This window comes from Rosistilla ulvae (assembly GCF_007741475.1).
Classification (GTDB): domain Bacteria; phylum Planctomycetota; class Planctomycetia; order Pirellulales; family Pirellulaceae; genus Rosistilla; species Rosistilla ulvae.
This window is the reverse complement of record NZ_CP036261.1, coordinates 4,458,577-4,481,247: the sequence shown is the minus strand read 5'-3', so window position 1 is coordinate 4,481,247 and position 22,671 is coordinate 4,458,577. Positions and strand designations below refer to the sequence as shown.

Sequence of the window (22,671 nt, the reverse complement as noted above, 5' to 3'; positions counted from 1 at the left end):
TTCGCGCTCGTGGGAAAGGTCGCTGCGACGGTTGTGAATGGAGCCTGGTTGGAAAAGGAGGGGAGCCAGGTGGCGGTTCCCAAACCAGGAATGCGGCAGGAGGAAACCGACCAATGCGATTGGTCGGCCGAGAGTCGATCCAATGGACCGACCGAGCATTTTTCATTTTTTCATTTGTTACGGTATCGTCTGCCGGCAGCAAACGTTCGTTAAACGATTTCGAAAACCGCTTCGACTTCGACCGCGACACCGGTTGGCAAGGCGGCAAAGCCGAGGGCGCTGCGGGCGTGATACCCATCGCCATCTTTGCCGTACAGTTCGTGAAACAGATCCGACGCACCGTTGATCACCAAGTGCTGATCGGTGAAATCGGGAGCCGAATAAACGCACCCGAGCAGCTTGACGACCTTCAAACCGTCCAGTGTTCCATGCGTGTTGCGGACCGAACGAAGGATCTTTTCAGCGCACTCGCGGGCAGCTTTGTAACCCTCTTCGACCGACAATCCGCCGCCGAGAATTCCCTTGATGTCGCTGACGTGTCCCGAAGTGATCAACTGGTTGCCACTTTTGATGCAGAGATTCAGATAGCCGTTAGGCTGATCGCTGAGGTCGATTCCGAGATCGGTTGCTTTCTGCTGGGCTGACATAGCGGGACTTCTTTCGTGAAGGCTGGATGGAGGGATTGAAATTACGATGCCGCAATTCCGCGGAAGACTTGACCGAAGAGGATACCGCCCCGGCTATCATTTGCCAATCCAAGCACCGCGTCTGCCTTGCGTCGAAACCCATGACAATAGGCCTGCGGAACAAGCCGCACGAACGGCGTCGTGATGGGAAACGCCATTGCGGCACGCCAGGTGTTGGATGATCTTCCCTACGTTTGCCCTTCGCGCTGTCCGCACCCTCTAAATACCTGAAGCGAGTCGGCGTTGTCGTTCCGGTAAACCGATCGTGCGCCGCCTCGGACAACTCCTTCCAGCGGATATCGCCTTCATAATAGAAGACAACGCCAAGCGACAACTCGGGCGTTTCGCGTCCGAGGGCTGGTGACAGATCGAAGCATGCGTTCCCGCGCTGCGGCACCACCAAGCTTTCCAAATTCCCAAATTCAAAACGTCGCCCGGCCACCGAGTTCGTCATCGGATACTGCTGCCCGCAAGTCCACGCCGCAATTACCCGAGTGCGCGTTGTGGAATCCGCGCTACCGTGCAGAAGCCGCCGTATCGAGCGCCGCCAGGAGAGTCTCCGTTTGTGCGTCGGGCGGGGCCGACTGCATCGCTTGCTGCAGATGCGCCCTGGCGGAGTCGACGTTTCCGGCGTCGATCTCTAGGACCGCGAGGTTGTGATGGGCTGCCGATTCACCGAGAGCCTCGGAAAAATGACGCAGCGCCGCCGCAGAATCCCCCTTGCGATAATGGATCATCGCAAGCGTTGATTGAAGGCGGCGGTTACCGGCGTCGTTTTGCAGTCCGCGTGTCGCTTCGGCGATCGCTTGATCGAAACGCCCCGATTCCATCAGCGTCCAGGCAAAGTTGTTGGACAGATCGCTGTCGTCGGGCGAGCGCTGGACGATCCGTTTATAGCGCTGAATCGCTGCATCGTGGTTGCCAAGGTCGGCGTACAGCGGAGCCAATTCGGCATCGAGCGGTTCGCCCGCCGGATCGAGCTGCTCGACGTGTTCGTACAGTTTGACCGCTTCTACGGCGTGGCCTTTGGAGGCGACCGTTTTCGCGGTCTGCATGCAGAGCGATCGTTCGCTAGGCATCGGTTGACGCTTCGTCTTTGCGACATCGGGTGTCGCCGATGCCAGCGGCTTCAAGAAGTCGGAATCGGTGTCACGCTTCTTGCCGATACTGCCGCAACCAATCGCAAGCGGAACCGCGACCACCATCAGCGCCGCGAAAAATCGCCGGGTTCGATTGAATTGCAAACTCATTGAAACATGCCCCCAGTAACGTTCATACCAACGCTTTGCCCGCCAAATCCCGAGGCCTGCGAGATCGGTGCGCCCGTCCCTGCGATCGGGTTGCCGAAACCACCGCCAACGCGTTCGGCGAGTTGACCTTGCATACCGAGAGCCGCGGGGGTGGCGACTTCCACAACGGGAGCTGCAACGCCCAGCGAAGCGAGTTGAGCGATGACCGATTCGACGCGAGCTGCGTCTCGAAGGTCGTTGCCCGATGGTTCCACGATCGAGGGTTGGCTGAATACCAACCCACTGTTCGCGTTGCGTGCCATCCGATCGATCGCTGCGGGAGAGAGCGTGGCGCTGGTTCCGATAAAGTCGGATTGGTAGAAGACCGTCTGGTCCGCGACAGCACTGATGACCTGAGCGGTTTGCCAATCGCACAGCTTCGCTCCTGCCGGTTCGGGAATCGCCCCGGCGGGAATGTCTGCACAACAATCGACTCCCATGAAGCCACCTCGCGACGCACATCCGATCGCAGCGAGCGAAACGAGCGTCAAAGCGCCCGCGGCCAATTCGAAAGACTTGAACTTATTTAACATCGTGGCCTCGCTGATTTGTGTTGCCAAACGCTGAGTTCCCCTCGGCACCGCCTTGCCCAATCGATTCGACAGATCCCAACGGTTCCGTCGGTGCGGTGGAGAAGACTGGCGGCGTCGGCATTCCATTGCGACTTGTGCCAATGGCGGTATGCGGTACAGGTGCCGGGCGAGGGCAACAACGATCCGTTGGACCGACATCTCCCAACATGAACAGTTCGGGACAACAGTGCTCCGCTCGCTTCTGCCTCGCATAATCGGTGCGGACCGACGATCGGTGGTCTCGCGAACGTCGACTCTCCAAACGATTGGCGATGTAAAATTCGATGTCGCTCGGTTCAAAGACATCATCGCCCGGCAGCGGCAACGGTTGGCACGCATCCACCGGGGCGACCAGATGCGGCGTGACAAGAATCACAAGTTCCTGTTCGCCGCTGCTGCTGCGATTCACGCCGCCGGTGGCACCGATGAAGGGCAAGTCGCCCCAGAACGGAACGCGTTCGGTACTGGCTCCGTAATTGGTTTGCAGCAGTCCCGCGACCGCAATCGTTTGTCCGCTGCGCAGCTGGACCGTGGTCGAAAAGTTGCGACTGTTCAAACCGGCGACTTGTGTTCCACCACCACCGCCGCCAATGCTTGTCCCCAGCGACTCGTCGCGCGTGCTGACCTCGGCATTCATCTGCAACCGGATCACGTCGCGATCTTGAATGACGGGAGTGAATTGCAACTGCACGCCAAAGGGAACAAACGATACGCCCTGCAAGTTGTTCCCCGTTCCGCCGCTGCTGATGACCGGAATCGGAAACTGACCACCGGCTTGAAATTCTGCCGGTTGGCCGTTCATGGCAACAAGGTTCGGTTCGGCGAGGGTGCGTGAAAGGTTCATCCGGCGGAGCGCTTCGATGGCCAGTTGCACCTGCCCCATGTCGAGCGATGCCAGAATGTTGCTGCTCGATTGTCCCGCATTGCCCGCGGCCTGAGCAAGATTGCCCGTGAGTGATTGAAAAACCGTCAACCCGCTGTCGTTGTTGACTCCAAAATTCAAGCCGATGCTTCGGGCCGCGGAACGATTCACCTCCGCCACCGTGACCTTGAGCATCACCTGCTGCTCACCGACGACCTTCAATTGGTTGATGATTCCAGCTTGAGCCAACGCGACGGGGTCGAACAAACGCCGCTCGAAGTCGGCATCGCGTTGGGCTTCCAACCGCTCAGCTGCAGTTGCGAAGTTGAGGTTCGTCGTTGTCGACTGCAGCTGAACTTCTTGATCCGCTGGCGGCTGCGAAGCTCGCGTTCCCAACAGGATGTTCAAGATCTGCGACATCTCGTTGGTGTCGGGGACCTGTCCACGAACGATCAAGCGGTCAGCGATCTCGTTGAGTTCGATGTAGCTGTTGGGAAAGGTGGTGTTCAGTTCCTCCTGCAGATCCACAGTGGGACGCGCGAACAACGGATCGGCATACACACGCACCTCATACGCGACCGTGCTCTCACCCGAGGGCGCTGTGGGATCGCGGAACCAAAAGATCAGCGTCGTCGTACCGGGCTGCAGACCGGTGACCGCGACCTCCCTGCCGCTGCGTTGATCGATCGTTTCGGTGCGGATGATCGTTTCCGACGGCGTATAGATTCGCGTCGGCGTGTCGGCCAACTGAAGCACCTTGGGACGTCCCAGCACCAATTTGAGCGGCAGCTCGGGATCGATCGTCGTTGGAATAAAACGATTCTCTTTGTCAATCGCCTGGTCCGTTGGCGCGGGCAGGATCAATTCCGATGGGAAATCGCTCTGAAGCCGAAAGCTCGGATACGGATCCGCTCTGCGACGCTCCCCTGCTGCCGGAAAGGTGCCTCGTTCGCCTGGGATCGGAAATTCCGTACCCGCTGGCGTGTGCAGACGTTCGGCTGCGTTAGCAGGCTGCAGCAGTGGGGCTTGAGCAAGCGACGTGCGATCTGGCGGCGATTGAGCGGATGCCCAAGCAGTCCAGACAAGCCCACACGCGAGGCAGAGAAGCCGCGACCGGGGCGATTGAGTCCCCGTTTTGCGGTACCGAAATGGTTTCATGGTGATTCCGTCAGTCAGACAATGGTGCCGGAGTGCTTCCCATTGGGATTCCGAGCAAGGTGACAACAGCACCTAACAAGGAAGGAAAGATTCGAGCGTTAAATAGTCCGACCAAAGACAAGCCTCTCTTTCGGCACAATCGGTAATGTCACTTGAAGCAATTCAATCCAAACATCCAGCAGAGGCGGCAATGTTTACGCAGGCTACGCAGCCTGCAGCCAAAACATGAGCGAGGTACGCGCATCATCGATCGCCATCCGTTGATGAAGCCGACCAAACGACTGTTAATCGCTGGTCGCATCGGAGCAAGCGATTCAGTGGAGGGTGCGTACCAGCGCTGGCTGAACGGCAGATTCGAACGTCCCGAGTAAGTCCAGATTCCGATTGCGTTGAAGGATTGCTGAACGCGTCGCCGGCGAGAGCTTCCCCAGTTCCGGCCAGGCATCTTGCAATCGCGGAGAGGCGTTGGCGCGGAACGGTCGACTGTCGGGCAGCTGACAGAATCCGATCACATAATATCCCTCTTCCACCGGCATACCATCAAATTCGCCTTCGATGTAGCCGACGATCGCGGCATAGCCAGGCGTTGTCGGAGCGGATGCGTTCTGAAGCGATGGGTCGTCGGGAGCAGCCATCGATGCGCCGAGACGATGTTGAGGATTGTCCAATAACATCCACTGCGAGGACTCAGCATAATAGGAGTGGTCGAGCAGCTGCAGAAAGTCGCCGCCGGTTGCCTGGCCCACGTAGACGATCGGTTGTTTGACAGCGATCGCAGTCGCGCGAATCGCCACGCCATCGCGGCGGATGTCGTAAGCATCGGTGGCAGTGGTGCGAAACGGCATCAAATGGCCGATCATCAGCGGCGAACCGCTGCCGCTGGAACTGACACCCGCGATCCGATCCAGCGGGTTGGCGATCCCGTCGCGCGCCGGTGTGCGGCGGATGCGGGCGAGAAATGCATCGGGTTCTTCTGGCCCCGAACCGCCGCTGACAATCAAGTCATCGCGAACATAGTCGTCCGACTCCACATGGTTCACCCAATGCGAACTGGATTCATCTCGATAGACGCCGCGAACGAAGTCGCCATGCAGTTCGTTGGCGTGGTTCAATTGAGGATCAGGGCGATAGTTGAACTGATGGCGTTCAGGAAACCAATCCTCGACGCGCGAACCATCGCCAAACCGAGGGCGCTGCAGCGCATCTCGTTGGACCAGCGATTGATCTGGGCCAGCCCCTAAGGAAGTCGTATTTGATGTCGGGTCGAGGTCGTCGTCGAAGACGTTGCGGATCACATTTCGCGCGTCCTCGCGGCCAAGCCCTGCTCGATCCCGTGCCCCTTCCAACGCCGCCGTGTTGACTGCCGTCTGCATCATTCGGCGCGACAACACAACAAAACCAAAGTCGAAGGTGAGTGCAAGGACGCCGACTAACGCGAGGATCAACAAGAACATCAGAATCAGGCTTTGGCCACGTCGATCTCGCCGCTTCGTTCTATTCACCAAACACCTCGCGACGATAGATCGCTTGAAACGACATCACTTTGCGATAGGGACGAACGATCCGCGTAAGCGCCTCCAATTCCCCCAATCCATAGGCGCCCGCGTTGGGGGTGGATCCAGGCTGGTGCGATGCAGGAGACCAGCGTGCGGATGGCTCTTCGATCTGATAGCACACGCCGAGGTCGACACCCGGCGCCATGACGGTGTCACCAACGATCACGATGCTGCTGCCTAGCGTTCCGTTCGGATTGTCCACGTCGTCGACCAAGGAGGTTCGATTGATCATCGTCGTCGCTTGCTGCGGGTAGTTGATCCGCAGCGCCACCATTCCCGGTTCGAACGAAGGGAGCGTGGGATCGGTGTCGTAGCAGAGCTTGAAAGGACTCTCCGGCGCGGTATCGCCGTTGCCGTCGTGATCGACGCGAATCTCTTCGACGGGAGCCACCCACTTCACGATCGTTTCGCCTGCGGTGCGAATCGTCGAGGGAACAAAGCCGCCCGGCGGCGGGTTGTCATTGGGAAACGGTGGCGGGGCGGAGATGTCGCGACGACGGTACTGGACGATCGGAATCAGAACCGTGCGTTGACCAGTGCAAGTGTTCCGAACGATCGCTCCAGGGTACCGCAGCACCTGTTGGCCATCGACAAAATCGGTGACCATCACCGAAACCAACAAACGATTCAATAAAGGAAGCGAGTCGGCATACTGTTGCAGGCCACCGTCGAGCCCCTCGTAATCCGTTACGGGGATGATCAGGTATTGCTCGTCGTAAATTCGATTTCTGAAATCGACTTCGCCAGCAATTGGTTCCGGATCGATGCAACTGTCGGCCGCAACCGTATACGTTTCCAGTCGCCCCAGCCCCAGTTCTCGATCTGGCGGCCAGGCCATTCGCGAGATTTCTTGCGCGGTCACGTCGACAGCTTGCTGCAGCACATTCGCCCTGAAGAAGAATAAACCGAAACTGATGGTCGCTCCGATCAACAAGATGATGACCGGGACAAGGATCGCGAACTCCAATAGCGCTTGCCCACGCCGATTTGCCGCCGACAGGCTTCCCTGGCGTGGCCGCATGTCTATTGTTTGGGATCGCTCAGGCGAACGCAGGATCCGACCGTCAATCGTTTCGCCGCATTGGGAATTTCCAACACCGATCGCGCTCGACCAGCTGGCAAGACGATCGACCAAGGAGCCACGTCGCTGCGGTGCTCCAGGATCGTTCCCTCGTCGTCGAGAAAGTAGACATCGATCGGCACGCGCATCCACATCGTATGAATCGATCGACAGGGATCCAGCCAAAGAGCAAAGCCAGGTTCGAAATTTCGGCGCAGCATCAGTCCGCAAAACCGCTGCCACGGCGTCGCCGCGATGGCGACGCGGTCCAGCAGAACTTCGTTGGTCTGAAAGTCGATCAAGTGCATCGTTCATTGTCCTGTGACTCCGCGAAGCGTCTGTCCCATCGCTCCGAAGGCTTGAAAGAGCATGGGGCCGAGCAGGACGACAAAGATGCCCGGCAAAAATCCAACGACCATCGGGACGACCAACAGCGTGGGGACCGCCATCGCTGCCGCGGTCGCTTTTTCTCGTCGACGCGCCCGCATCTCGGTGGCTTGTGTTTTCAGCGTCTGGCCCATCCCAGCCCCTACCTGCTCCGCCTGGACGACGGCCGACAGGAATGTGGAAAACATCGGAATCTCGACGCGTCGCATCAGGTTTCGCAGCGATACGATCCGGGAACGGCCCGCCAAGTTGTCCGCTTGAAACCCGCGCAGTTCTTGGGCCAAAGGCCGGTCGGCGTCGCTGGCAGCAAGGATCTGATCCAACGCCGCATCAAACCCGACTCCCGCTTGAGATAGCGTGTTCAGCAGGTCGAGCATCAACGGCAGGTCTTGCTCGATCTCTTGAACCCGTTTGCGTCGCACCGAACGAACCAACAGCGTGGGAACCAAAGCCAGCACGACCAAGAAAAACCATGGCGCCGCCAACGCGAAAGGGACCATCACGTTGCCTACACCGCCTGGGATTGAGCGGATAAAATCGACAGCCACATCGATCGTACCGACGGTCCGCAGTTGCATCCAAACGAAGCACCCCAGCGCGAAGAGGATGATCGTCGATGCGACAAAGGCGGGAACGGCGATCGCGCTGCGAAACCCTGCGCGGTACAACCAACCCGAAACGCCGTGTAATCGGCGTTCATCCAGACTCGGATCTTGCTTGCCGCGATCGGGGGAACGATCCTCCGCGAGCCGCGCACCAATACGCGACTGGTTGGAAATCCAGTGCCAACTCCACACGCCCAACGCGGGTGTCAACAACAACAGGATCACTAAAACGACAACGTCCATTTCAATCGGGCACCTAGATTTTGGGACGACTGATTCGTGAAACCAAGGCGACGCCGACACCTTGCAGAAAAAGACTCACCGCGACCAACCACGAACCGACCGTGCTATGGATAAAACCGAGGAATCGCGGCGGATCCGCCTGCCACATCATCGCCGCCATCAACCAGACAACGGCCAACACCGTCAGCGTGGTGAGCGTTCCCTGGGTGCCAAGCGTTCGAATTTGCCTTGCGATTGCCAGGCGATCGCGAATCGTGCCGCCGATCGCCGACAACGTCTCGGCCAACGCACCGCCGACTTGCCAGTTCACCGTCAGCGTCATCGAGAACAACCGAAACGTCTCGGTCGGAACGTGTTGTCGCAACAGATCAAAGACATCCGGGGGCGCATCCCCCAATCGCAATCGCGCTACCATCTCGGTTATTTCATCGCGCAACGGACGCGGGGTATATTCGGAAGCCTGCTGGAGTGCCGCTTGCAGCGAAGCACCAGCACTGACACTTGCGACCAAAACATCGATCGCATCGGCCAGTTGCGATTCGATCCGCGCCAATCGCCATTGATAGATCCACGCATCCGCTTCGCTGGCGATGAAGGAGATGATGATTGCGATCCCCACAGCGATGTTCCATGGCCAGTTCCCCAACCACCCCAACGCGATACCGATCGGAATCGCGATGCCCCATGGGATCAAGCGATGACGCCGGGCAAAGGGGGCCTCGGAAACGACGGCCGGCCGGACCACCGCATCGGCAGCACTCAGCCGATGCAAGATCGACTCGCGGCGAGCCGCGTGAACCCAATAGATCGCCAGCCCGGCGATCGCGGCAATCAGACCACTGGCGGGTATCAAAACGCTGGTCATCGGGCCGGGCTCCCGAACCAACCGCGATCGATCTCATGGATCCCGCGCGATGCAAGTTCATCGACAATCCGAGGAACGACTCCGGTCGCTTGAAACGTTCCCGTCAGCCGTCCTTCGCTTCTACCCGTCGGCTGGAAAACGAAAACGTCCTGCAGTTGCGGCGTCTTCCCCTCGATGCCGACGACCTCCGAAATCTGCGCCACACGTCGTCCGCCATCCTCGTAGCGGCGGACATGTACGATGTAGTCGACGGCCGAGACCGCTTGCTCGCGAATCGCTTGCGAAGGAAGCTCCATCCCCGACATCATGACCATCGTCTCCAGCCGAGCGAACGCGTCGCGGGGACTGTTGGCGTGGATCGTCGTTAGGCTGCCATCGTGCCCCGTATTCATGGCTTGCAGCATGTCGAGTGCTTCGCCGGCGCGAACCTCTCCCATCACGATCCGATCCGGTCGCATCCGCAACGCGTTGACAACCAGGTCGCGCTGCGCGATCGTCCCCTTTCCCTCGGTGTTCGGGGCGCGTGTTTCCATCCGGATCACATGGGTTTGCGACAGCATCAACTCCGCCGCATCTTCGATCGTAATGATCCGTTCGTTTTCCGGGATCGCTTCGGCAATCGCTCCCAACAGAGTCGACTTACCGCTGCCGGTACCGCCGGTCACAATCACGCTCTTGCGATGCCGGACAAGCACCTCGAGAAAACGATCCATTGCCGGAGAGAACATTCCCAGTCGCACGAGGTCCTGCCGCGTTAAACGCCGCCGTCCGAACCGGCGGATGGAAAGCGTCGGCCCGTCGATCGTCACCGGTGGCAAGGTGGCGTTCACTCGGCTGCCGTCGGGCAAACGCGCGTCGACCATTGGCGACGACGTATCGACTCGCCGTCCTACACGCGATGCGATCCGACCGATGATGCGGACCAAATGTTCATCGTCACGGAACCGAACATCGGTCTCTTCCAGCACGCCAAAGCGTTCGACGTAAACGGAGTCGAACCGGTTGACCAGGATATCGGTCACTGCGGGATCGGCCATCAATGGGGCTAGCGGGCCGGTGCCGAGCGTTTCCTCCAACAAGTCGCTGGCCAGACGATCGCGTTCGGTTGCGTTCAACGGCCAGTCTTCTCGCGCCAGGACGTCGGCGACAAAAGCTTCGATCAAAGGCCGTAATTCCGCGTCGCTGCGGGTCAACGCACCTTGGCGATTCAGTTCGTCGATCAACCGCTCGTGCAGATCCCCCTTAATCGCTTGATACTCGATGTTGCGATTGACGCGGCGCGGTGTCGCCGCTTTGCTGTCGTTCTGCAGCGATTCTTCGACGTTTCTCCGCAAGCGATCTTTGGGAACCTCGATCGATTTCTGTTGCAAGCGTTCCCGCAATGTCCGCCGGTCGTTCATCGCAACTCGCCTCCCAAACGATCTTCCAACGCGACCGAATCGATCAAATCGCCGCCGGCTTGCTGCGGTGCAGCCACCGTAGCCAACGGCAAACCGCCGGCTGGCGCCACCGCAAATGCTTCCAAGTCGTCGGCAAGCGTTCGGATCGCCGCAGCCGCTTTGTTCCATCGAGTGGCGTTGAGGACAAACGGCCGGCCGGTGTTAGCGGCCAAGATCACGCGTTGATCGTGCGGGATAACATAGTCGGGGTTTCGGCCGAGATAACGACCGACGTCCGACGCACGCGGCCCTCCGGCTCGCGTGGAGTAGCGATTTAGCAGGACCCGTTGGCGATGCTGGGGGAATTCGACTTCGTCAAGCAAACTGAAGAAGCCTCGGACCGTTTGTAGCGTTGGCACCACATTTTCCACCACGATCACCGCCTGGTCGCACAGATCCAAAACCGCCATCACTGTTCGATCGAACAGAGGAAACGTATCGATGATGACAAAATCGTAGCTCCGCCGCGCCATCAGCAGGATCCGCGACAAAAACGAATCATCGATCTCGGAGGCTTCGATCGCATTCTCCGGTGCGGCCAACAGATGGAGTCCCGATTCGTGGACCGTCATCAATTGAGCCAGCAGGCTCTCGTCGAGTCGGTCGCGCTGCTGCCACGCGTCGACCAACGTGGTATCCGGGCTTAGATCCAACTGTGTCGCACAGACTCCCATCTGCAACGAACTGTCGATCAACGCAACGCGGTCGGGATACCGCATCGCGAGGGTGACCGCAACGTTGACCGCCGCTGTGCTCTTGCCAACGCCCCCTTTGTTGCTGATGAAGCTGATCAGTTTGCCATCGGCCCGATGGGACTTGCGACGCGGAGCCAAACGCCGCTGCAGGACCTGTCGAAAATCGCTGCCGGCGACAGGACGCCGCAGAAAATCTTCGACTCCCAGCCGCAACGCCCGCATCATCATGGAGCTTTCGGTCGATGAAGCCGGCAGTCGTTGAACGTCGTAGACCCCAACGATCGTCGCGTCGGGAGCCGCAGCGATCGACTCCTCCACAAGCGTCTTAAGCGTCTCGAAATCCTCGCCGATCTCGAGGATCACGATCGAGGGCTGAAGATCTTTCGCAGCGCCAATCGTTCCGCGAAGGTCGCTCTGAAAATGAAACACCGGGTGCACGTTAGGTGCACTGGCCATCGCATTGCGAAGCTCTTCATCCAACGAACTCTCGGTCCGATGGACCAAAATGCGAGGACTTGTCATTGGCCCCTCCGATACCCACGCACAACGCGGTTGCCACCAACGATCGATTCGGTGATCGCAATCCCGCTCAAAGGATCGGGGTCTGATTCCAGTCCGTCGCTCGTCGCGGTCGCGTCGATTGCAGGCGTCAATGACGCCAGTTCCGATGGATGCGATCGCGCCACGCAAAAGACGGTTTGCTTCTGAGCCAGCGCTCTGGCAACGGCGGAGACCTCGTCCGGACGCGTTGCCAGCACGACGTGTTGATCGCGCCGCTGGACCACGATTGCATCGGTCGCCAAGACGCGATTGACAGCGCGGCTTTGCAGTTCCCCCAGCAACGCCGGCGACAGTTCGACTCCTTGCAAGGTCTGTTGCAGATCGACATTTGCCGACGCTAACAAATCGCAACGATCGCCACGCGATAACTCCTCCACGCCTTGCACATCGGAGAGATCGACGGTCAGCGCCATCCGGTCGGCAGGAATCGCAGCGGTCAGCCCTGGCGGGGTCCCGACGGGAAACAGATCGGCATCGCTAAGCGATGTTCCCGCAGTGAGCCTGCGTGATGCGACCCGCCCCACCCAATTCGACCGCGATCCATCGACAAGGTCGTCGACGGCAATCTGTTGGTACGCTTCGATTTCCTTGATCAAGCTACCCGGTGGCAGAAAGTCCTGTTCGCTGAAGATGTACCCCGGTTCGACCCCGCGACGGAGCACTCTTCCAATCAAGTCTTCGGGCCGCGCGATCCAGCCGTCCTGAATATCGGCCGGTTCAAAATAGTACTGCCTCAGTTCCCCAGTCGTTGGTTCGGCGAGATCGCTCGCTCGAATCGGTTGGAACGCTTCGACCGCCACCGCGGTTGCTGGCATCGGGATCCGGCCTTCCAAGCGATTGATATCGTTGGCCAAAGGAGCCTCCTGGCCGCTACGCGTGACCATGTGGATTTCCAAATCGTCCCCCAAAGCCTGCGTCAGTGGAACCGCTTCGGCCGGATCGATCGCGATCGCCACCTGTTCGTCTTTCGCGTTGTTGACAGTGCGGCCGCGGGTGTCGGTTGCGTCTAGCTGCAAACCACCCTGAGTCGTCATGATGCGGCGGGTTGTCAACGCGATCATTTCAGCATTTTGCGCGAGGATCCGAACGCCGTTGAGTGGAATCGGTTTGCCTCCGCGGGCTTTGATTCCTCCCATCAACAATCCGTATTCCGAACTCGGCGGTTCCGACTTCTTTGGAAGACTGGCTAACAGATCAAACCGGTCTCCCGACTTAAGAAATCGTAGCCCCGGAATCTTTTCGGCCGAGAGGAAAAAGCCCTGCTTCCCCGATGCGATCCCACCGACGATACCACTGCGACTCCCCTCGGGAAGAAAGTCTTTTTCGCTGAAGACAAAATCCGCTCGCTTGTCGCGAGCCATCACGCGACCGATGATTTGATCGACGCGCCGAAACCACTCGGGATGACTTTCGACTTGCTCTTTGGGCAGCCAGAAATAGCTCTCCTCGCCGCGGGACAAATCGTAAACATCCTCGCGCCGGACGACGTCGAACGCACGAAGATCGACAAGAGCTTTGGGGACCGGAACCATGCCTTCACGGGACGGCTTTTGCGCAAGCGGTGCGGCGCGGTCCAGCCATCCGGCCGCGCGCACGATGCCGTAGGTCAACGAGCATCCGGCGATCAGGACCGCGATAACGATCGCGGACTTTGGGAAGGTCGATGCGGGCGGACGATTTCGTGTAGCCATAACAACCAATGACAAGAGATCTGTTTCAAGACGTGGCGTTGGCTCCTTCCAAATTTCGGGTGCATCCAATGCATCCGGCCAAGCAGCCTCAAGGGACTGCTTGGCCAATTGCTACTGCTAACCTCACATCGCGAATCCAACTAAAAAATTCGATGGACGTCGCGTCTGCGAAGAACTACTCGGCGACAAATGCTTCCGCAGCGTTGCTGGCAGCCGTGACGACGTTGTTCTTCATTTCACCCGCGGTTGCGTTTCCGGTGACGCTGTCCCACGAAACACGTCCGTTGCCGATGTTGGCGCCGTTGCCATCATCTGCAAATTCGGCGTATTCACCGGTCACGATCGGTGCGTTGTCTTCGGCGTGAGCGCCGGGCAACATGCCAGCACCGATGGCGTATTGATCGGCAACTTTGTGCCCGAAGATCGATACAGCGACCAATGCGATCAGCGCCACAGCGGCGACGATGATGATATACTCGACCAATCCCTGGCCACGACGGTTCTTACGAGGAGCGATTCGCTTCGACATGTTTGTTTCTCCCTTTGTTGGAAAAACGAGTTGAGAAATTGTAGGTGCCGCCTGACCAGTTCTTCACGCAGCAGCGACCGGAAAACCGCGTGAAGCCGAATCTCGCTGGACAACCTTGCACCGCAACCGACCGCAGTCGGATAGCATGGCACGATCATCGACGAACTCTCGGGAGTGTATCGAGTTGATGAGGAATCAATGCCCTCCTGCAAATGCCCAATCACGCTCTGAGTAAGCATTGCGATATCGGGCCCGCAGCAAATATCAAAAGCGCCCCACCGCGCAGACGAGACCGATCGGGTTTGGTCGGACCGTATGACCGAACACGCCGCGCGCGGCGGGACATAGTGTCATAACACCCATACAAAGCCGTGATGCGCGCAAGGCGAGCCCAGTTAATCCAATTGGGATGGAATCATCGTGGGATCGGCTTCCAAGCATTCACGCTCGCGCGAACCGAGGTCAACACCTCAAGTCACCCGACGAGGATGGGAGCGATCAGGCCGCAGCAGGCGGTCCACGGGGTTGGGCAATTGCGATCGAAGCGTCGATCGGCAATGGGGTCGCAAGTTCGTAGGCTGGCTCGCAGGCATATTCAGGTGCAAGCAGCTGCAGATCGAGCGAAACAGGACCACAGGAATTGGCTAGCGACTGACAGATCACGCAGGTATCGGAATCGTGATCTTGAGCCGGTGCCGAAGAAGGAGAGTCGGCGGAGTTTTCCGTCGATTCGTGGGCGACAACGTGATGATCGCAGCCGTGCGAACAAACCGAACGGGCTTGAACAATCGCCGCGTCCACGACCTTGCAATCGCCGTCGCATGTGGCCACGTGCATCCATGCCGGTGTGTGCCCAAAGGCAATCACGCAGCAGAGCATGCTCGATAAGATAGGCCGGACCGACGAATACATCGTGGACGTTTCGTTTTCTAGAGTGAGGTGAGTTGCAAAATGGTCCGACCAAAGACTGTTGCGTTTCCTACGATGAACCAACGATAGCGGTTCGTCAAGTCGACGAAAAACTTTTCTGGGACGATAGCGGTGGCAAGCAACCGACGTGAACGCTTCGGATCCGCGACTCGCCACCGCAGGCTCGCCGGAAAACATCAAAGTCAAATTGGATGTCGACGGCTTCACCTGCGCACGTTGGAAGACTTCACCAAGTGTGGGGACGGAGACACGTTGTGATGCAAAAAAATCGATGAAGCTGTCATGAAACCGTTGCGGTTCCGAACCGTGTTGCTTGACAAGCCGTATGTTTGGTAAACAATCACAACATCCTTGGTCGGACCGTTGAACAACATTTGCGCGACGTCGTGTCTAGCGTCCGCTGTTTCTTAATCATCGATGGTTTACCAACCTTGGCTTCTCGGCGGATCCTGACGACTTACGCTCTACTCGCGACGATGCTGCTGAGCAATGTCGCAGGTTGGTTGCACGTCGGCTGCTGTCATCCATCGGATCTTGCCTCCGCAGATCCCGCCGCCGCGGCAACGCATGCTTGCGGTTGCCAGCATCATTGCCATTCCGGTCCAACCGACGAAGAAACCGATCGGGATTCCGATTCGGCGCCCGAACACGATTCGGATCAATGCAGTGTCTGCCAGAGTTTTTTCGCATCGCGTTTTGCCGCGATCGCCAATGCCGATACGATCGTTTGGACGACGCTGGCAACCGAACGCCTTCGTTTTCGCCGCGACGTGTTGTCGATCGAATCGCTTTCTTTGAACGGACTTTCTGTCCGAGGACCTCCGAGCGCGTGAACGTGCGCAGCCATTGTTTTGGCTGATGTGCGAATGCTCATGTCGGCTTATTCCAAGCCGACAATCCGCTCTGAATGATCCTCGTACCGAAGGTGCGTACGTCATGTCGTTTGACCTTGTTGCGTCCCAAGAACCCAATCGGCTGTCGCGTTTGCTGACGACCGATTTCTGTCCTTGGGCGAATCGTTATCTGTATTGGTTGAAGGAACCGGTGGGCTGGTTTGTGCTCGCCACCGCGATCAGCGTGATCGTTGGAATCTACCTCGCTCCCATCGGTTGGACTCTCGCCGCGGCGCTCGCTGCAGTGATCGTCGTTGGGATGGCGTGGCCAGCGGTTGCCGTCCGCGCGGTGGAAAGTTCGCTGAAGCCGAGCCAATCGCAAGTTCATGAAGGAGAGCCCTGCGAACTGCAACTCGCCGTGCGGAACCGGTTGCCGATTCCCGTCTGGGGCTTGGCGGTCGAAGGCTTCTTGGATCGGCGATGCGATAATGACGCCGAAGCGGCAGTTCCCACAGTCGCCCTTGCGTTTGTTCGCGGCCTGGCGATCTCGACCTATCGGTTTTCGATCCGCCCGGAACTGCGAGGCCGCTATCCAAACGAAGACGCCCTGCTGACATGTTCCTTTCCCTTCGGGATTTGGACCGCCAAGCGAAAGCTGAAAAACGTGTCGCCGGTAACCGTCTGGCCCAAGGTCTACCCGGTCGCCGGTTGCACGGCGATGACCGGACGCCGCCCGACCGATTCCGGCGACGGGAACCGCAGCGGTCGCAGCGGTGATTTCCTGGGTGTTCGCGAGTACCGTCACGGCGATAGCGCACGACAGGTCAATTGGGTCGCGACGGCGCGGTCGGGAGATCTGATCGTCACCGAACGGAGCGGTCCGCAGTGCCCAAGTGTCGACGTGATCGTCGACGTCGGTCGATCGGGGCGGGAGCCCTTGGCCGATCGGATTCGCGTCGCTGCCAGTCTGCTGGCCAACCTGCACCAATCGGCCGTCCCGTTGCGCGTTCACATCGGCAAGAATTCGGTTCAGGTGCGGCGCGGCTGGGATGGTTTTGTCCAAATCATGGACGCGTTGGCGGAGGTCCCCGCCGAAGGAGAACTCGACGCCTGCATGCCCTATCCATCGCGGAACCGAGCGACGATTGCGATCGCCTCGAGTCGCGATGCGGAGATTACCGTTTGTGTTTCCGATCCGGCGGTCAATCCCCGTTCGGCCGACGGTCACTCGCACCGCATGATTCGTCGCGATCGCGGCTTGGCGAAGCAGTTGCTTTCGTTCTGGACGGAGGTGCGGGATGTCAACTTGGTCGCGTAGACGCACCGAGACGATCGCTTTGGCGGTGTTAGCAATCAGTTCGGTCATTCCTCTGCGTTGCTACGTGGAATCGGCGGCCTGGTTTCCTGCGGAAATGGCAGCGCTCGCGATCGCCTTTCTTGTGGCCGAAGGTGTCCGAGCTTTCGGCGGCAATGAGAAGAATTCGCGACGATGGATCGATTCCGCCACCGTCGCGTTGGGCGTCCTACCGGTGCTCTTCGCAATTGTCGGCCGCATGATCGGTTCGCCGATCGCGTTTGAGATGTCCGGCTTAACAACATTTGGCGCGGTTTCGCTCGCCATGGCGATTGCGGCCCGCACGAATCAAACGCGTTCGCTGTCGCTGATCCTCAGTGGATTCCTGGTCTTGTTCAGCGCATCGATCTCGGATTCCGATTACGCCGTCGCCTTGCCGTTGCTGTGGATGCTCGCCTGTGTTTGGCACTTGATCGCCAACCATTGGGAACGACTCGACCTGGCGATGCCCGATTCGGTTCAGCGAACCTGGTCGCTGCGGCCGAAGATCATGATCGTGACCTTGCTGGTGTTGGCTGTCGGAGCGTATCTGGTCAAGGACAGTAGCGCGGGACTGCAGCGGCTGACGCTCGGCTTGATGCCGACAAGTGGCGGCAGCGAGTGGTCGGACCCTGCGGCCCGTGGCGGCGTGGGAACCGGCGATGCAGCGATCGCTGCCAAAGATCATGCCGAATCGTTTGGTGCCGTCGATTCGGACATCATGCTCGAATCGACCGAATCGTCGCTGTTCGACATGTTCAACGACATGATTGGCGAGCCGAAGGAAAAAAACAAAAAGCAGGAACGGGCCCAGGCGATGGGGCCCGACAACTTCATCCAGTCGCATGAACGCAATGCTAAGAGCGAGCAAGGTGGCGGGACCTTCTCGACCGATCGGCTGCCGCCGAAGAAGCATCACCATTTCAAAGATGCCAAAGACGCCAGCGTGGTCCAATGGGACGGTCCCACCGGCATCCGATTGGCGATGCATCGCTATGACACCTTCGACGGCCGCGATTGGTCTCAGACGGCCGATTTGAAAAACGAAAAGTTGACGCCTGTCGTAATCGACGAGGCGACCTGGTTCTTCGATCCGGTGTTGCGAGGCGTGCTGTCGCGCGATCCCGACGCCGCCTCGGTTGGCTTGCTGAAGGTGATTCGTCTCGATTCGCTGCGTCTCCCCGTTCCCATGCTGACTGCGGGAATCCATATCAAGGAGATCGATCGACAGGACTTCTTCGCCCTCTCGGAGGATGGCTGTTTCTTCATGCCTGGCCGCGAGCGGGTTCCGCCACTGACGGTTGTCCACGTGGCGAGCCTTGGATTGATGGAGGATGAAATCCGAGATGGCCTTGAAGTGCGAGAGCCGCCAGCCGCCGTGGTCCCCGAGATCGACTCGCTTGTGCAACAAATCGTCGGCGACGAAACCGACACGTACGAAAAGTTGCAGTTGATCGTATCGCACCTTCGCAGCGAATTCAGCTACGACCGCGACGGGGAATCGACAGCAACATCGTTATCCGATTTCCTGCAGTCGCGTCGCGGTGGGGACCATCTTTTCGCCACCACCGCAGCGCTGATGGCGCGACAGATCGGCATGCAGACTCGCTTGGTTACGGGCTTCTACGTCCGTCCCGATGCGTTTGACATCTCCGCCGGTCATTCCTCCGTTCTGCCGCAAGATGTCCATGTATGGGCGGAAGTGCAATTGGAGGACGGTCGGTGGTTTGAGATCGAACCGACCCCCGGTTTCCAACAACCTCACTATCATCCTTCATGGCGGCTGGTTGCTCAACGTTTTGCAGCGACCTATTGGACCACCTTCGTCGGCGGGGCGTTGGCGCTGGTGCTCGGGTACCTTTCGCGATCCTATTGGGGCGACTGGCTGTTGACAGTGATCTGGACGTTTGGTCGTTGGCTTCGTCCACGCCATCGAATTCGTTTGGCGATTGGAATCATCGAAGCGCGGGCCCGGTTGGCCGGCAAGCGTCGTCCGGTTGGAAGGTCTCAGCGAGCCTGGCTTGAACAACTGACACGCACCGACGCAACGATCGCCCACGCCACAGAAAAGTTTTTTGATGCCGCCGACCGCTTGTTCTTCGGTCACGGCAACGAACCGACGGACCACGATGCGACCGGGTTGGTCGATCTTCTTCACGTCCGCACTATCACCGCACTATCCAAGGAGGCGACGTCATGAACGCGTCCGCCGATACGATTTCCTCCACGCAACCGGCCAACGCCGATGCGTCCCCCGACGTCTCCCCTCTGCGCGATTACCTGCGCAGCGTTCTGTTGGGCAAAGAAGACCGGATCGATCTAGTCATCGCATGCCTGCTGTCGCGTGGGCACCTGCTGTTAGACGATTTGCCGGGGACGGGAAAGACCACACTTGCCAAAGCGATCGCCGATGGGATTCACGGCCGTTTGTCCCGTGTGCAATGCACACCCGACTTGATGCCTGCTGACATCACCGGCTTCAGTATGTTCAACCAGAAGTCGCGGGAGTTCGAATTCCATCCCGGCCCGGTGTTCGCCGATGTGATGTTGGCCGATGAGTTGAATCGGACGACTCCGCGTACGCAGAGTGCGCTGCTGGAAGCGATGGCGGAGCGGCAAGTCACGATCGACGGAAATCCGCATCCGCTGTCCCCCACCTTTTTTGTGATCGCCACTCAGAATCCGATCGATTCCCACGGTGCCTATCCATTGCCCGAAGCTCAGCTGGATCGGTTTGCGATCAAGCTGCGGATCGGATACCCCGACCGCGAGGCCCAGCGACAGATCCTGCAACGCGAGGTCCGCGATTCCAATGGAGCGAATAACGGCGAGGATCGCAAAGCAAGCTCGCCCCTTTCGCTGAATGACCTGCAACGGTTGCAGCAGAAGGCCCAATCGGTCGCCGTACATCCGCGCGTCGCCGACTACCTGATCGACCTGGTCGAAGCGAGTCGCGCGGACGAATCGGTCGAATTGGGCGTCAGCCCACGCGGCATGATGTGCTGGCAAGCGATCGCTCAAGCGTGGGCGATGTTAAAAGGACGCGACTTTGTCACCCCAACCGATGTCGCCGATGTCGCTCAGCCCGTTCTTTCGGTCCGTTTGCTCACTCGCGGTGAAACCGTCGACAACGCGATCGATCGAATCATGAATTCCGTCCCCGCTCCGGAGTACAAGTGATGCGTTTCCAAACAATTTGCAACGGCATCGTCTTAACGGGACTCCTGTTGTTGGCGGGATGTGGCGACGAACAAACCGCCAAGACGTCGCTCTTTGAACACGATCACGAAGTGGCCGAACATTGGCCCGACGATTTTGCCGACGCTGCGGTCAAGCTGCGCCAGCGGCTCGATGTGTCGACCGACGAAACGGCCGATGCGAAACAGGCGGAGTCTGAAATTGCGGATATCGTCAGCTGGGTTCCTGAGATTGCCGCCGATACGGATCTGCCGGAACAGGACTGGATTCCGTTGGACAATGCAGCGGAATCGCTGATGGCGAATCTTCGATCCAGCGGCAATGAATTGACCGACGCCAATCGCAAGCAAACCGTTGCGTTTTGCGAACTGATCGAAGAAGCGATCGCAAAACTTTCCGCCCCCATCCCATCGCCGCAAGGAGCCTCGCTATGAATTCTCCCTCAGCAATGTTTGTCGGCGGATTGGTTCGTATCGCGCAAGGCTTCATCGCCGTTGCACCGACTTTATTGGTCGGGTTGTTGATCGCGGGAATCCTACGCTACTACCTGGGCCGCGATGGCACGCGGCGGCTGTTTGGCGGCGATTCGCTGCGCTCGCTCCCACAATCGTGGTTGATCGGCATGTTACTGCCGGTCTGTTCGATCGGCGTGCTGCCGATCCTGATTCAGATGCGTCGATCGGGAGTCAAACCGGGAGCGTTGTCGGCGTTCGCTTTGTCCGCTCCGCTGTTCAACCCGCTGTCTTTGTTGTATGGCCTGACGCTCAGTCGTCCGCTGGTGATCATTCTGTTTGCCGTCGGATCTTTGGTCATCGTGACCGCGTTGGGGTTGTTGTGGGATGCCTTGGATCGACGCAAACAAGCGGAGACTGAACCGACGTCTGAAACCGCGGAGCCGAATTTGATTGGCCCGCGCCGTCTGGCAGCGATGGTCGTTCAGATGTCGCGCGATGCCACCGGAATACCGATGGCACTGACGCTGTTGGCACTCTTAGGACTTGGCCTGTTGGCCGTGGTGTTGCCCTACGGTGCGATGCAACACAGTGTCGAACGCGATGATCCCTTGGCACCGTTGACGATGTTGTTTGTCGCCGTTCCCGTTTACGCGACACCGATGTTGGCGATGAGCCAGTTGGGGATGATGTTCCAACACGCCAACTCCCCCGGCGCCGCCTTTACGTTGCTGATACTCGGCACGGGGATGAATCTCGCCACGCCGTATTGGTTTGGCAGACATTTCGGTTGGAAGGCGGCCGCCACGTGGATGACCGGCTTGTTATTGATAGTCCTCGGTATTTCCTACGGCATCAACAAACCGCTCGTGCCGCCGGGAGTCGAACCGGCCGGGCATACCCACGCGTTCGACATCTACGCCAATCCCATTCCTCCCAATGAGGGCAACGTTTGGCAGAAGGCGAACGAAGCGATCGACAAACATCTGGACATTGCAGGCAGCATCGCGGTGGGCTTTGTCGCCCTGCTGGCGCTGGTCGGATTGATATTGCGAAGATTGGGGATCGATGAGGCACGTTTGGTGACGACCGCGCCCGAACCAACGGAAGCGGCTCCGCCTCGAGGATTCGACATCCTGGTGCCACGAAGCGTCATCGGAGCGACGATGCTTGCCGGTTTGGTCGCTCTGAGCGTCGTCGCCTGTTACGCCTATTATCCGTCGCCGGAAGAATGCTTGGAGGAAATCGCGTTGGCTCGCAGCGAGTGTTTATCGGCAGCCAACAGCGGCGATAAGGAGCACGCATTGTTCTGGTTGCCGGTTTGGGAAGAATGGAGCCGGCGGCTAGAGGTGGGAACCTTCCTGCGTCGCGGTGAATTGCGCCGCTACCAAAGCATGCAGGGATACCTGATTCGCAAGAAGTTAGAACTGCTGGAACACGAACTCGAGCACGATCCCTACGAGCCGGAAGAGGTGAAGGCGGTGGTGCGGGGAATTTTTGCAACCAATTCGCGTTGGGTGCAAAGCTTTCGCGATCCATCGTAGGTTTTGCGAGGCGAGAAAAGGTTTAGTGTTTCGGATGATTTCGTCGGATTAAACAGATCGTTTTCGCTTTGCTTCGTTCAACCGCGTGCCCATCGGGCCGCGCGGGCTTTATACACGCGGGGCGATGCCCACGCGGTTAAACGAGGAGAACTCCTTACTTGGTGTTTAAGACGCCGATATCTG

General features: G+C 58.8%; 21 protein-coding genes. 6 read left to right on the top strand and 15 right to left on the bottom strand.

All coding sequences use genetic code 11. The annotated features are described in order from the left end of the window. Nucleotides 1–9: 9 nt before the first annotated feature. On the top strand, nucleotides 10–213 hold the full coding sequence (locus EC9_RS26580) for a hypothetical protein (protein ID WP_218934181.1): 204 nt from the start codon (nucleotides 10–12) through the stop codon (nucleotides 211–213). On the opposite strand, the gene EC9_RS15790 is transcribed toward EC9_RS26580, so the two are convergent. The 15 genes from EC9_RS15790 to EC9_RS15720 all read right to left on the bottom strand — a co-directional run bounded on the left by EC9_RS15790 (nucleotide 210) and on the right by EC9_RS15720 (nucleotide 15,778). Then, nucleotides 210–647, bottom strand: coding sequence for a RidA family protein (locus tag EC9_RS15790; RefSeq protein ID WP_145346685.1), 438 nt, complete (start codon nucleotides 645–647; stop codon nucleotides 210–212). The two genes, EC9_RS26580 and EC9_RS15790, sit on opposite strands and share 4 nt — an antisense overlap. A 554-nt stretch (nucleotides 648–1,201) precedes the next feature. Next, complete coding sequence (locus tag EC9_RS15785; protein WP_145346684.1) at nucleotides 1,202–1,936, bottom strand: tetratricopeptide repeat protein; 735 nt, start codon at nucleotides 1,934–1,936, stop codon at nucleotides 1,202–1,204. Next, entirely contained in the window at nucleotides 1,933–2,508 is a 576-nt protein-coding gene (locus EC9_RS15780; protein WP_246105711.1) for a hypothetical protein, read from the bottom strand. Before EC9_RS15780 ends, EC9_RS15785 begins: the two co-directional genes overlap by 4 nt. After that, complete coding sequence (locus tag EC9_RS15775) at nucleotides 2,498–4,567, bottom strand: type II and III secretion system protein family protein (RefSeq protein ID WP_145346683.1); 2,070 nt, start codon at nucleotides 4,565–4,567, stop codon at nucleotides 2,498–2,500. The genes EC9_RS15780 and EC9_RS15775 overlap by 11 nt, the downstream gene beginning before the upstream one ends. A gap of 314 nt (nucleotides 4,568–4,881) precedes the next feature. Continuing rightward, a complete protein-coding gene (locus EC9_RS15770) occupies nucleotides 4,882–6,069 on the bottom strand; it encodes a TadE/TadG family type IV pilus assembly protein (protein ID WP_261342875.1) in 1,188 nt (395 codons plus the stop codon). After that, a complete protein-coding gene (locus tag EC9_RS15765; protein WP_145346681.1) occupies nucleotides 6,062–7,144 on the bottom strand; it encodes a TadE/TadG family type IV pilus assembly protein in 1,083 nt (360 codons plus the stop codon). The genes EC9_RS15770 and EC9_RS15765 overlap by 8 nt, the downstream gene beginning before the upstream one ends. A 2-nt stretch (nucleotides 7,145–7,146) precedes the next feature. Continuing rightward, nucleotides 7,147–7,491 carry a DUF192 domain-containing protein gene (locus tag EC9_RS15760; protein WP_145346680.1) on the bottom strand — a complete coding sequence of 115 codons (345 nt, stop codon included), beginning with the start codon at nucleotides 7,489–7,491 and terminating at the stop codon, nucleotides 7,147–7,149. Between the two features lie 3 nt (nucleotides 7,492–7,494). Beyond that, a complete protein-coding gene (locus EC9_RS15755) occupies nucleotides 7,495–8,418 on the bottom strand; it encodes a type II secretion system F family protein (protein WP_145346679.1) in 924 nt (307 codons plus the stop codon). Between the two features lie 13 nt (nucleotides 8,419–8,431). Then, entirely contained in the window at nucleotides 8,432–9,283 is an 852-nt protein-coding gene (locus tag EC9_RS15750) for a type II secretion system F family protein (RefSeq protein ID WP_145346678.1), read from the bottom strand. Further along, nucleotides 9,280–10,683: a CpaF family protein gene (locus EC9_RS15745; protein WP_145346677.1), complete on the bottom strand. Its 1,404-nt coding sequence runs from the start codon at nucleotides 10,681–10,683 to the stop codon at nucleotides 9,280–9,282. Before EC9_RS15745 ends, EC9_RS15750 begins: the two co-directional genes overlap by 4 nt. Continuing rightward, complete coding sequence (locus EC9_RS15740) at nucleotides 10,680–11,939, bottom strand: AAA family ATPase (protein WP_145346676.1); 1,260 nt, start codon at nucleotides 11,937–11,939, stop codon at nucleotides 10,680–10,682. The genes EC9_RS15745 and EC9_RS15740 overlap by 4 nt, the downstream gene beginning before the upstream one ends. Beyond that, on the bottom strand, nucleotides 11,936–13,669 hold the full coding sequence (locus EC9_RS15735; RefSeq protein WP_145346675.1) for an RcpC/CpaB family pilus assembly protein: 1,734 nt from the start codon (nucleotides 13,667–13,669) through the stop codon (nucleotides 11,936–11,938). The genes EC9_RS15740 and EC9_RS15735 overlap by 4 nt, the downstream gene beginning before the upstream one ends. A gap of 175 nt (nucleotides 13,670–13,844) precedes the next feature. Beyond that, on the bottom strand, nucleotides 13,845–14,198 hold the full coding sequence (locus EC9_RS15730) for a class III signal peptide-containing protein (RefSeq protein WP_145290607.1): 354 nt from the start codon (nucleotides 14,196–14,198) through the stop codon (nucleotides 13,845–13,847). A gap of 498 nt (nucleotides 14,199–14,696) precedes the next feature. Next, on the bottom strand, nucleotides 14,697–15,035 hold the full coding sequence (locus EC9_RS15725) for a DUF2946 family protein (RefSeq protein ID WP_391556729.1): 339 nt from the start codon (nucleotides 15,033–15,035) through the stop codon (nucleotides 14,697–14,699). A gap of 557 nt (nucleotides 15,036–15,592) precedes the next feature. Further along, nucleotides 15,593–15,778, bottom strand: coding sequence for a hypothetical protein (locus EC9_RS15720; RefSeq protein ID WP_145346673.1), 186 nt, complete (start codon nucleotides 15,776–15,778; stop codon nucleotides 15,593–15,595). 286 nt (nucleotides 15,779–16,064) lie between these two features. On the opposite strand from EC9_RS15720, the gene EC9_RS15715 reads away from it, so the two are divergent. From EC9_RS15715 to EC9_RS15695, 5 genes are read left to right on the top strand one after another with little or no spacing between them, the layout of a single operon-like run. Next, entirely contained in the window at nucleotides 16,065–17,279 is a 1,215-nt protein-coding gene (locus EC9_RS15715; protein ID WP_145346672.1) for a DUF58 domain-containing protein, read from the top strand. Then, nucleotides 17,260–19,494 (top strand): transglutaminase family protein, encoded by a 2,235-nt coding sequence (locus EC9_RS15710; protein ID WP_145346671.1) that lies wholly within the window; start codon nucleotides 17,260–17,262, stop codon nucleotides 19,492–19,494. The genes EC9_RS15715 and EC9_RS15710 overlap by 20 nt, the downstream gene beginning before the upstream one ends. Further along, nucleotides 19,491–20,474 carry an AAA family ATPase gene (locus EC9_RS15705; protein WP_145346670.1) on the top strand — a complete coding sequence of 328 codons (984 nt, stop codon included), beginning with the start codon at nucleotides 19,491–19,493 and terminating at the stop codon, nucleotides 20,472–20,474. The genes EC9_RS15710 and EC9_RS15705 overlap by 4 nt, the downstream gene beginning before the upstream one ends. Further along, nucleotides 20,474–20,926, top strand: a complete 453-nt coding sequence (locus tag EC9_RS15700; protein WP_246105710.1) for a hypothetical protein — start codon at nucleotides 20,474–20,476, stop codon at nucleotides 20,924–20,926. Before EC9_RS15705 ends, EC9_RS15700 begins: the two co-directional genes overlap by 1 nt. Continuing rightward, nucleotides 20,923–22,488, top strand: coding sequence for a permease (locus EC9_RS15695; protein ID WP_145346669.1), 1,566 nt, complete (start codon nucleotides 20,923–20,925; stop codon nucleotides 22,486–22,488). The genes EC9_RS15700 and EC9_RS15695 overlap by 4 nt, the downstream gene beginning before the upstream one ends. Nucleotides 22,489–22,671 lie beyond the last annotated feature (183 nt).

Excerpts from the sequence above, each read along its gene's own strand:
- EC9_RS15750 (WP_145346678.1), bottom strand. The coding sequence starts at position 9,283 with ATGACCAGCGTTTTGATACCCGCCAGTGGTCTGATTGCCGCGATCGCC.
- EC9_RS15705 (WP_145346670.1), top strand. The coding sequence starts at position 19,491 with ATGAACGCGTCCGCCGATACGATTTCCTCCACGCAACCGGCCAACGCC.
- EC9_RS15765 (WP_145346681.1), bottom strand. The coding sequence starts at position 7,144 with ATGCGGCCACGCCAGGGAAGCCTGTCGGCGGCAAATCGGCGTGGGCAA.
- EC9_RS15740 (WP_145346676.1), bottom strand. The coding sequence starts at position 11,939 with ATGACAAGTCCTCGCATTTTGGTCCATCGGACCGAGAGTTCGTTGGAT.
- EC9_RS15755 (WP_145346679.1), bottom strand. The coding sequence starts at position 8,418 with ATGGACGTTGTCGTTTTAGTGATCCTGTTGTTGTTGACACCCGCGTTG.
- EC9_RS15695 (WP_145346669.1), top strand. The coding sequence starts at position 20,923 with ATGAATTCTCCCTCAGCAATGTTTGTCGGCGGATTGGTTCGTATCGCG.
- EC9_RS15745 (WP_145346677.1), bottom strand. The coding sequence starts at position 10,683 with ATGAACGACCGGCGGACATTGCGGGAACGCTTGCAACAGAAATCGATC.
- EC9_RS15710 (WP_145346671.1), top strand. The coding sequence starts at position 17,260 with ATGTCAACTTGGTCGCGTAGACGCACCGAGACGATCGCTTTGGCGGTG.
- EC9_RS15775 (WP_145346683.1), bottom strand. The coding sequence starts at position 4,567 with ATGAAACCATTTCGGTACCGCAAAACGGGGACTCAATCGCCCCGGTCG.
- EC9_RS15760 (WP_145346680.1), bottom strand. The coding sequence starts at position 7,491 with ATGCACTTGATCGACTTTCAGACCAACGAAGTTCTGCTGGACCGCGTC.
- EC9_RS15700 (WP_246105710.1), top strand. The coding sequence starts at position 20,474 with ATGCGTTTCCAAACAATTTGCAACGGCATCGTCTTAACGGGACTCCTG.
- EC9_RS15715 (WP_145346672.1), top strand. The coding sequence starts at position 16,065 with ATGTCGTTTGACCTTGTTGCGTCCCAAGAACCCAATCGGCTGTCGCGT.
- EC9_RS15790 (WP_145346685.1), bottom strand. The coding sequence starts at position 647 with ATGTCAGCCCAGCAGAAAGCAACCGATCTCGGAATCGACCTCAGCGAT.
- EC9_RS15735 (WP_145346675.1), bottom strand. The coding sequence starts at position 13,669 with ATGGCTACACGAAATCGTCCGCCCGCATCGACCTTCCCAAAGTCCGCG.
- EC9_RS15785 (WP_145346684.1), bottom strand. The coding sequence starts at position 1,936 with ATGAGTTTGCAATTCAATCGAACCCGGCGATTTTTCGCGGCGCTGATG.
- EC9_RS15725 (WP_391556729.1), bottom strand. The coding sequence starts at position 15,035 with ATGCACGTGGCCACATGCGACGGCGATTGCAAGGTCGTGGACGCGGCG.
- EC9_RS15780 (WP_246105711.1), bottom strand. The coding sequence starts at position 2,508 with ATGTTAAATAAGTTCAAGTCTTTCGAATTGGCCGCGGGCGCTTTGACG.
- EC9_RS15730 (WP_145290607.1), bottom strand. The coding sequence starts at position 14,198 with ATGTCGAAGCGAATCGCTCCTCGTAAGAACCGTCGTGGCCAGGGATTG.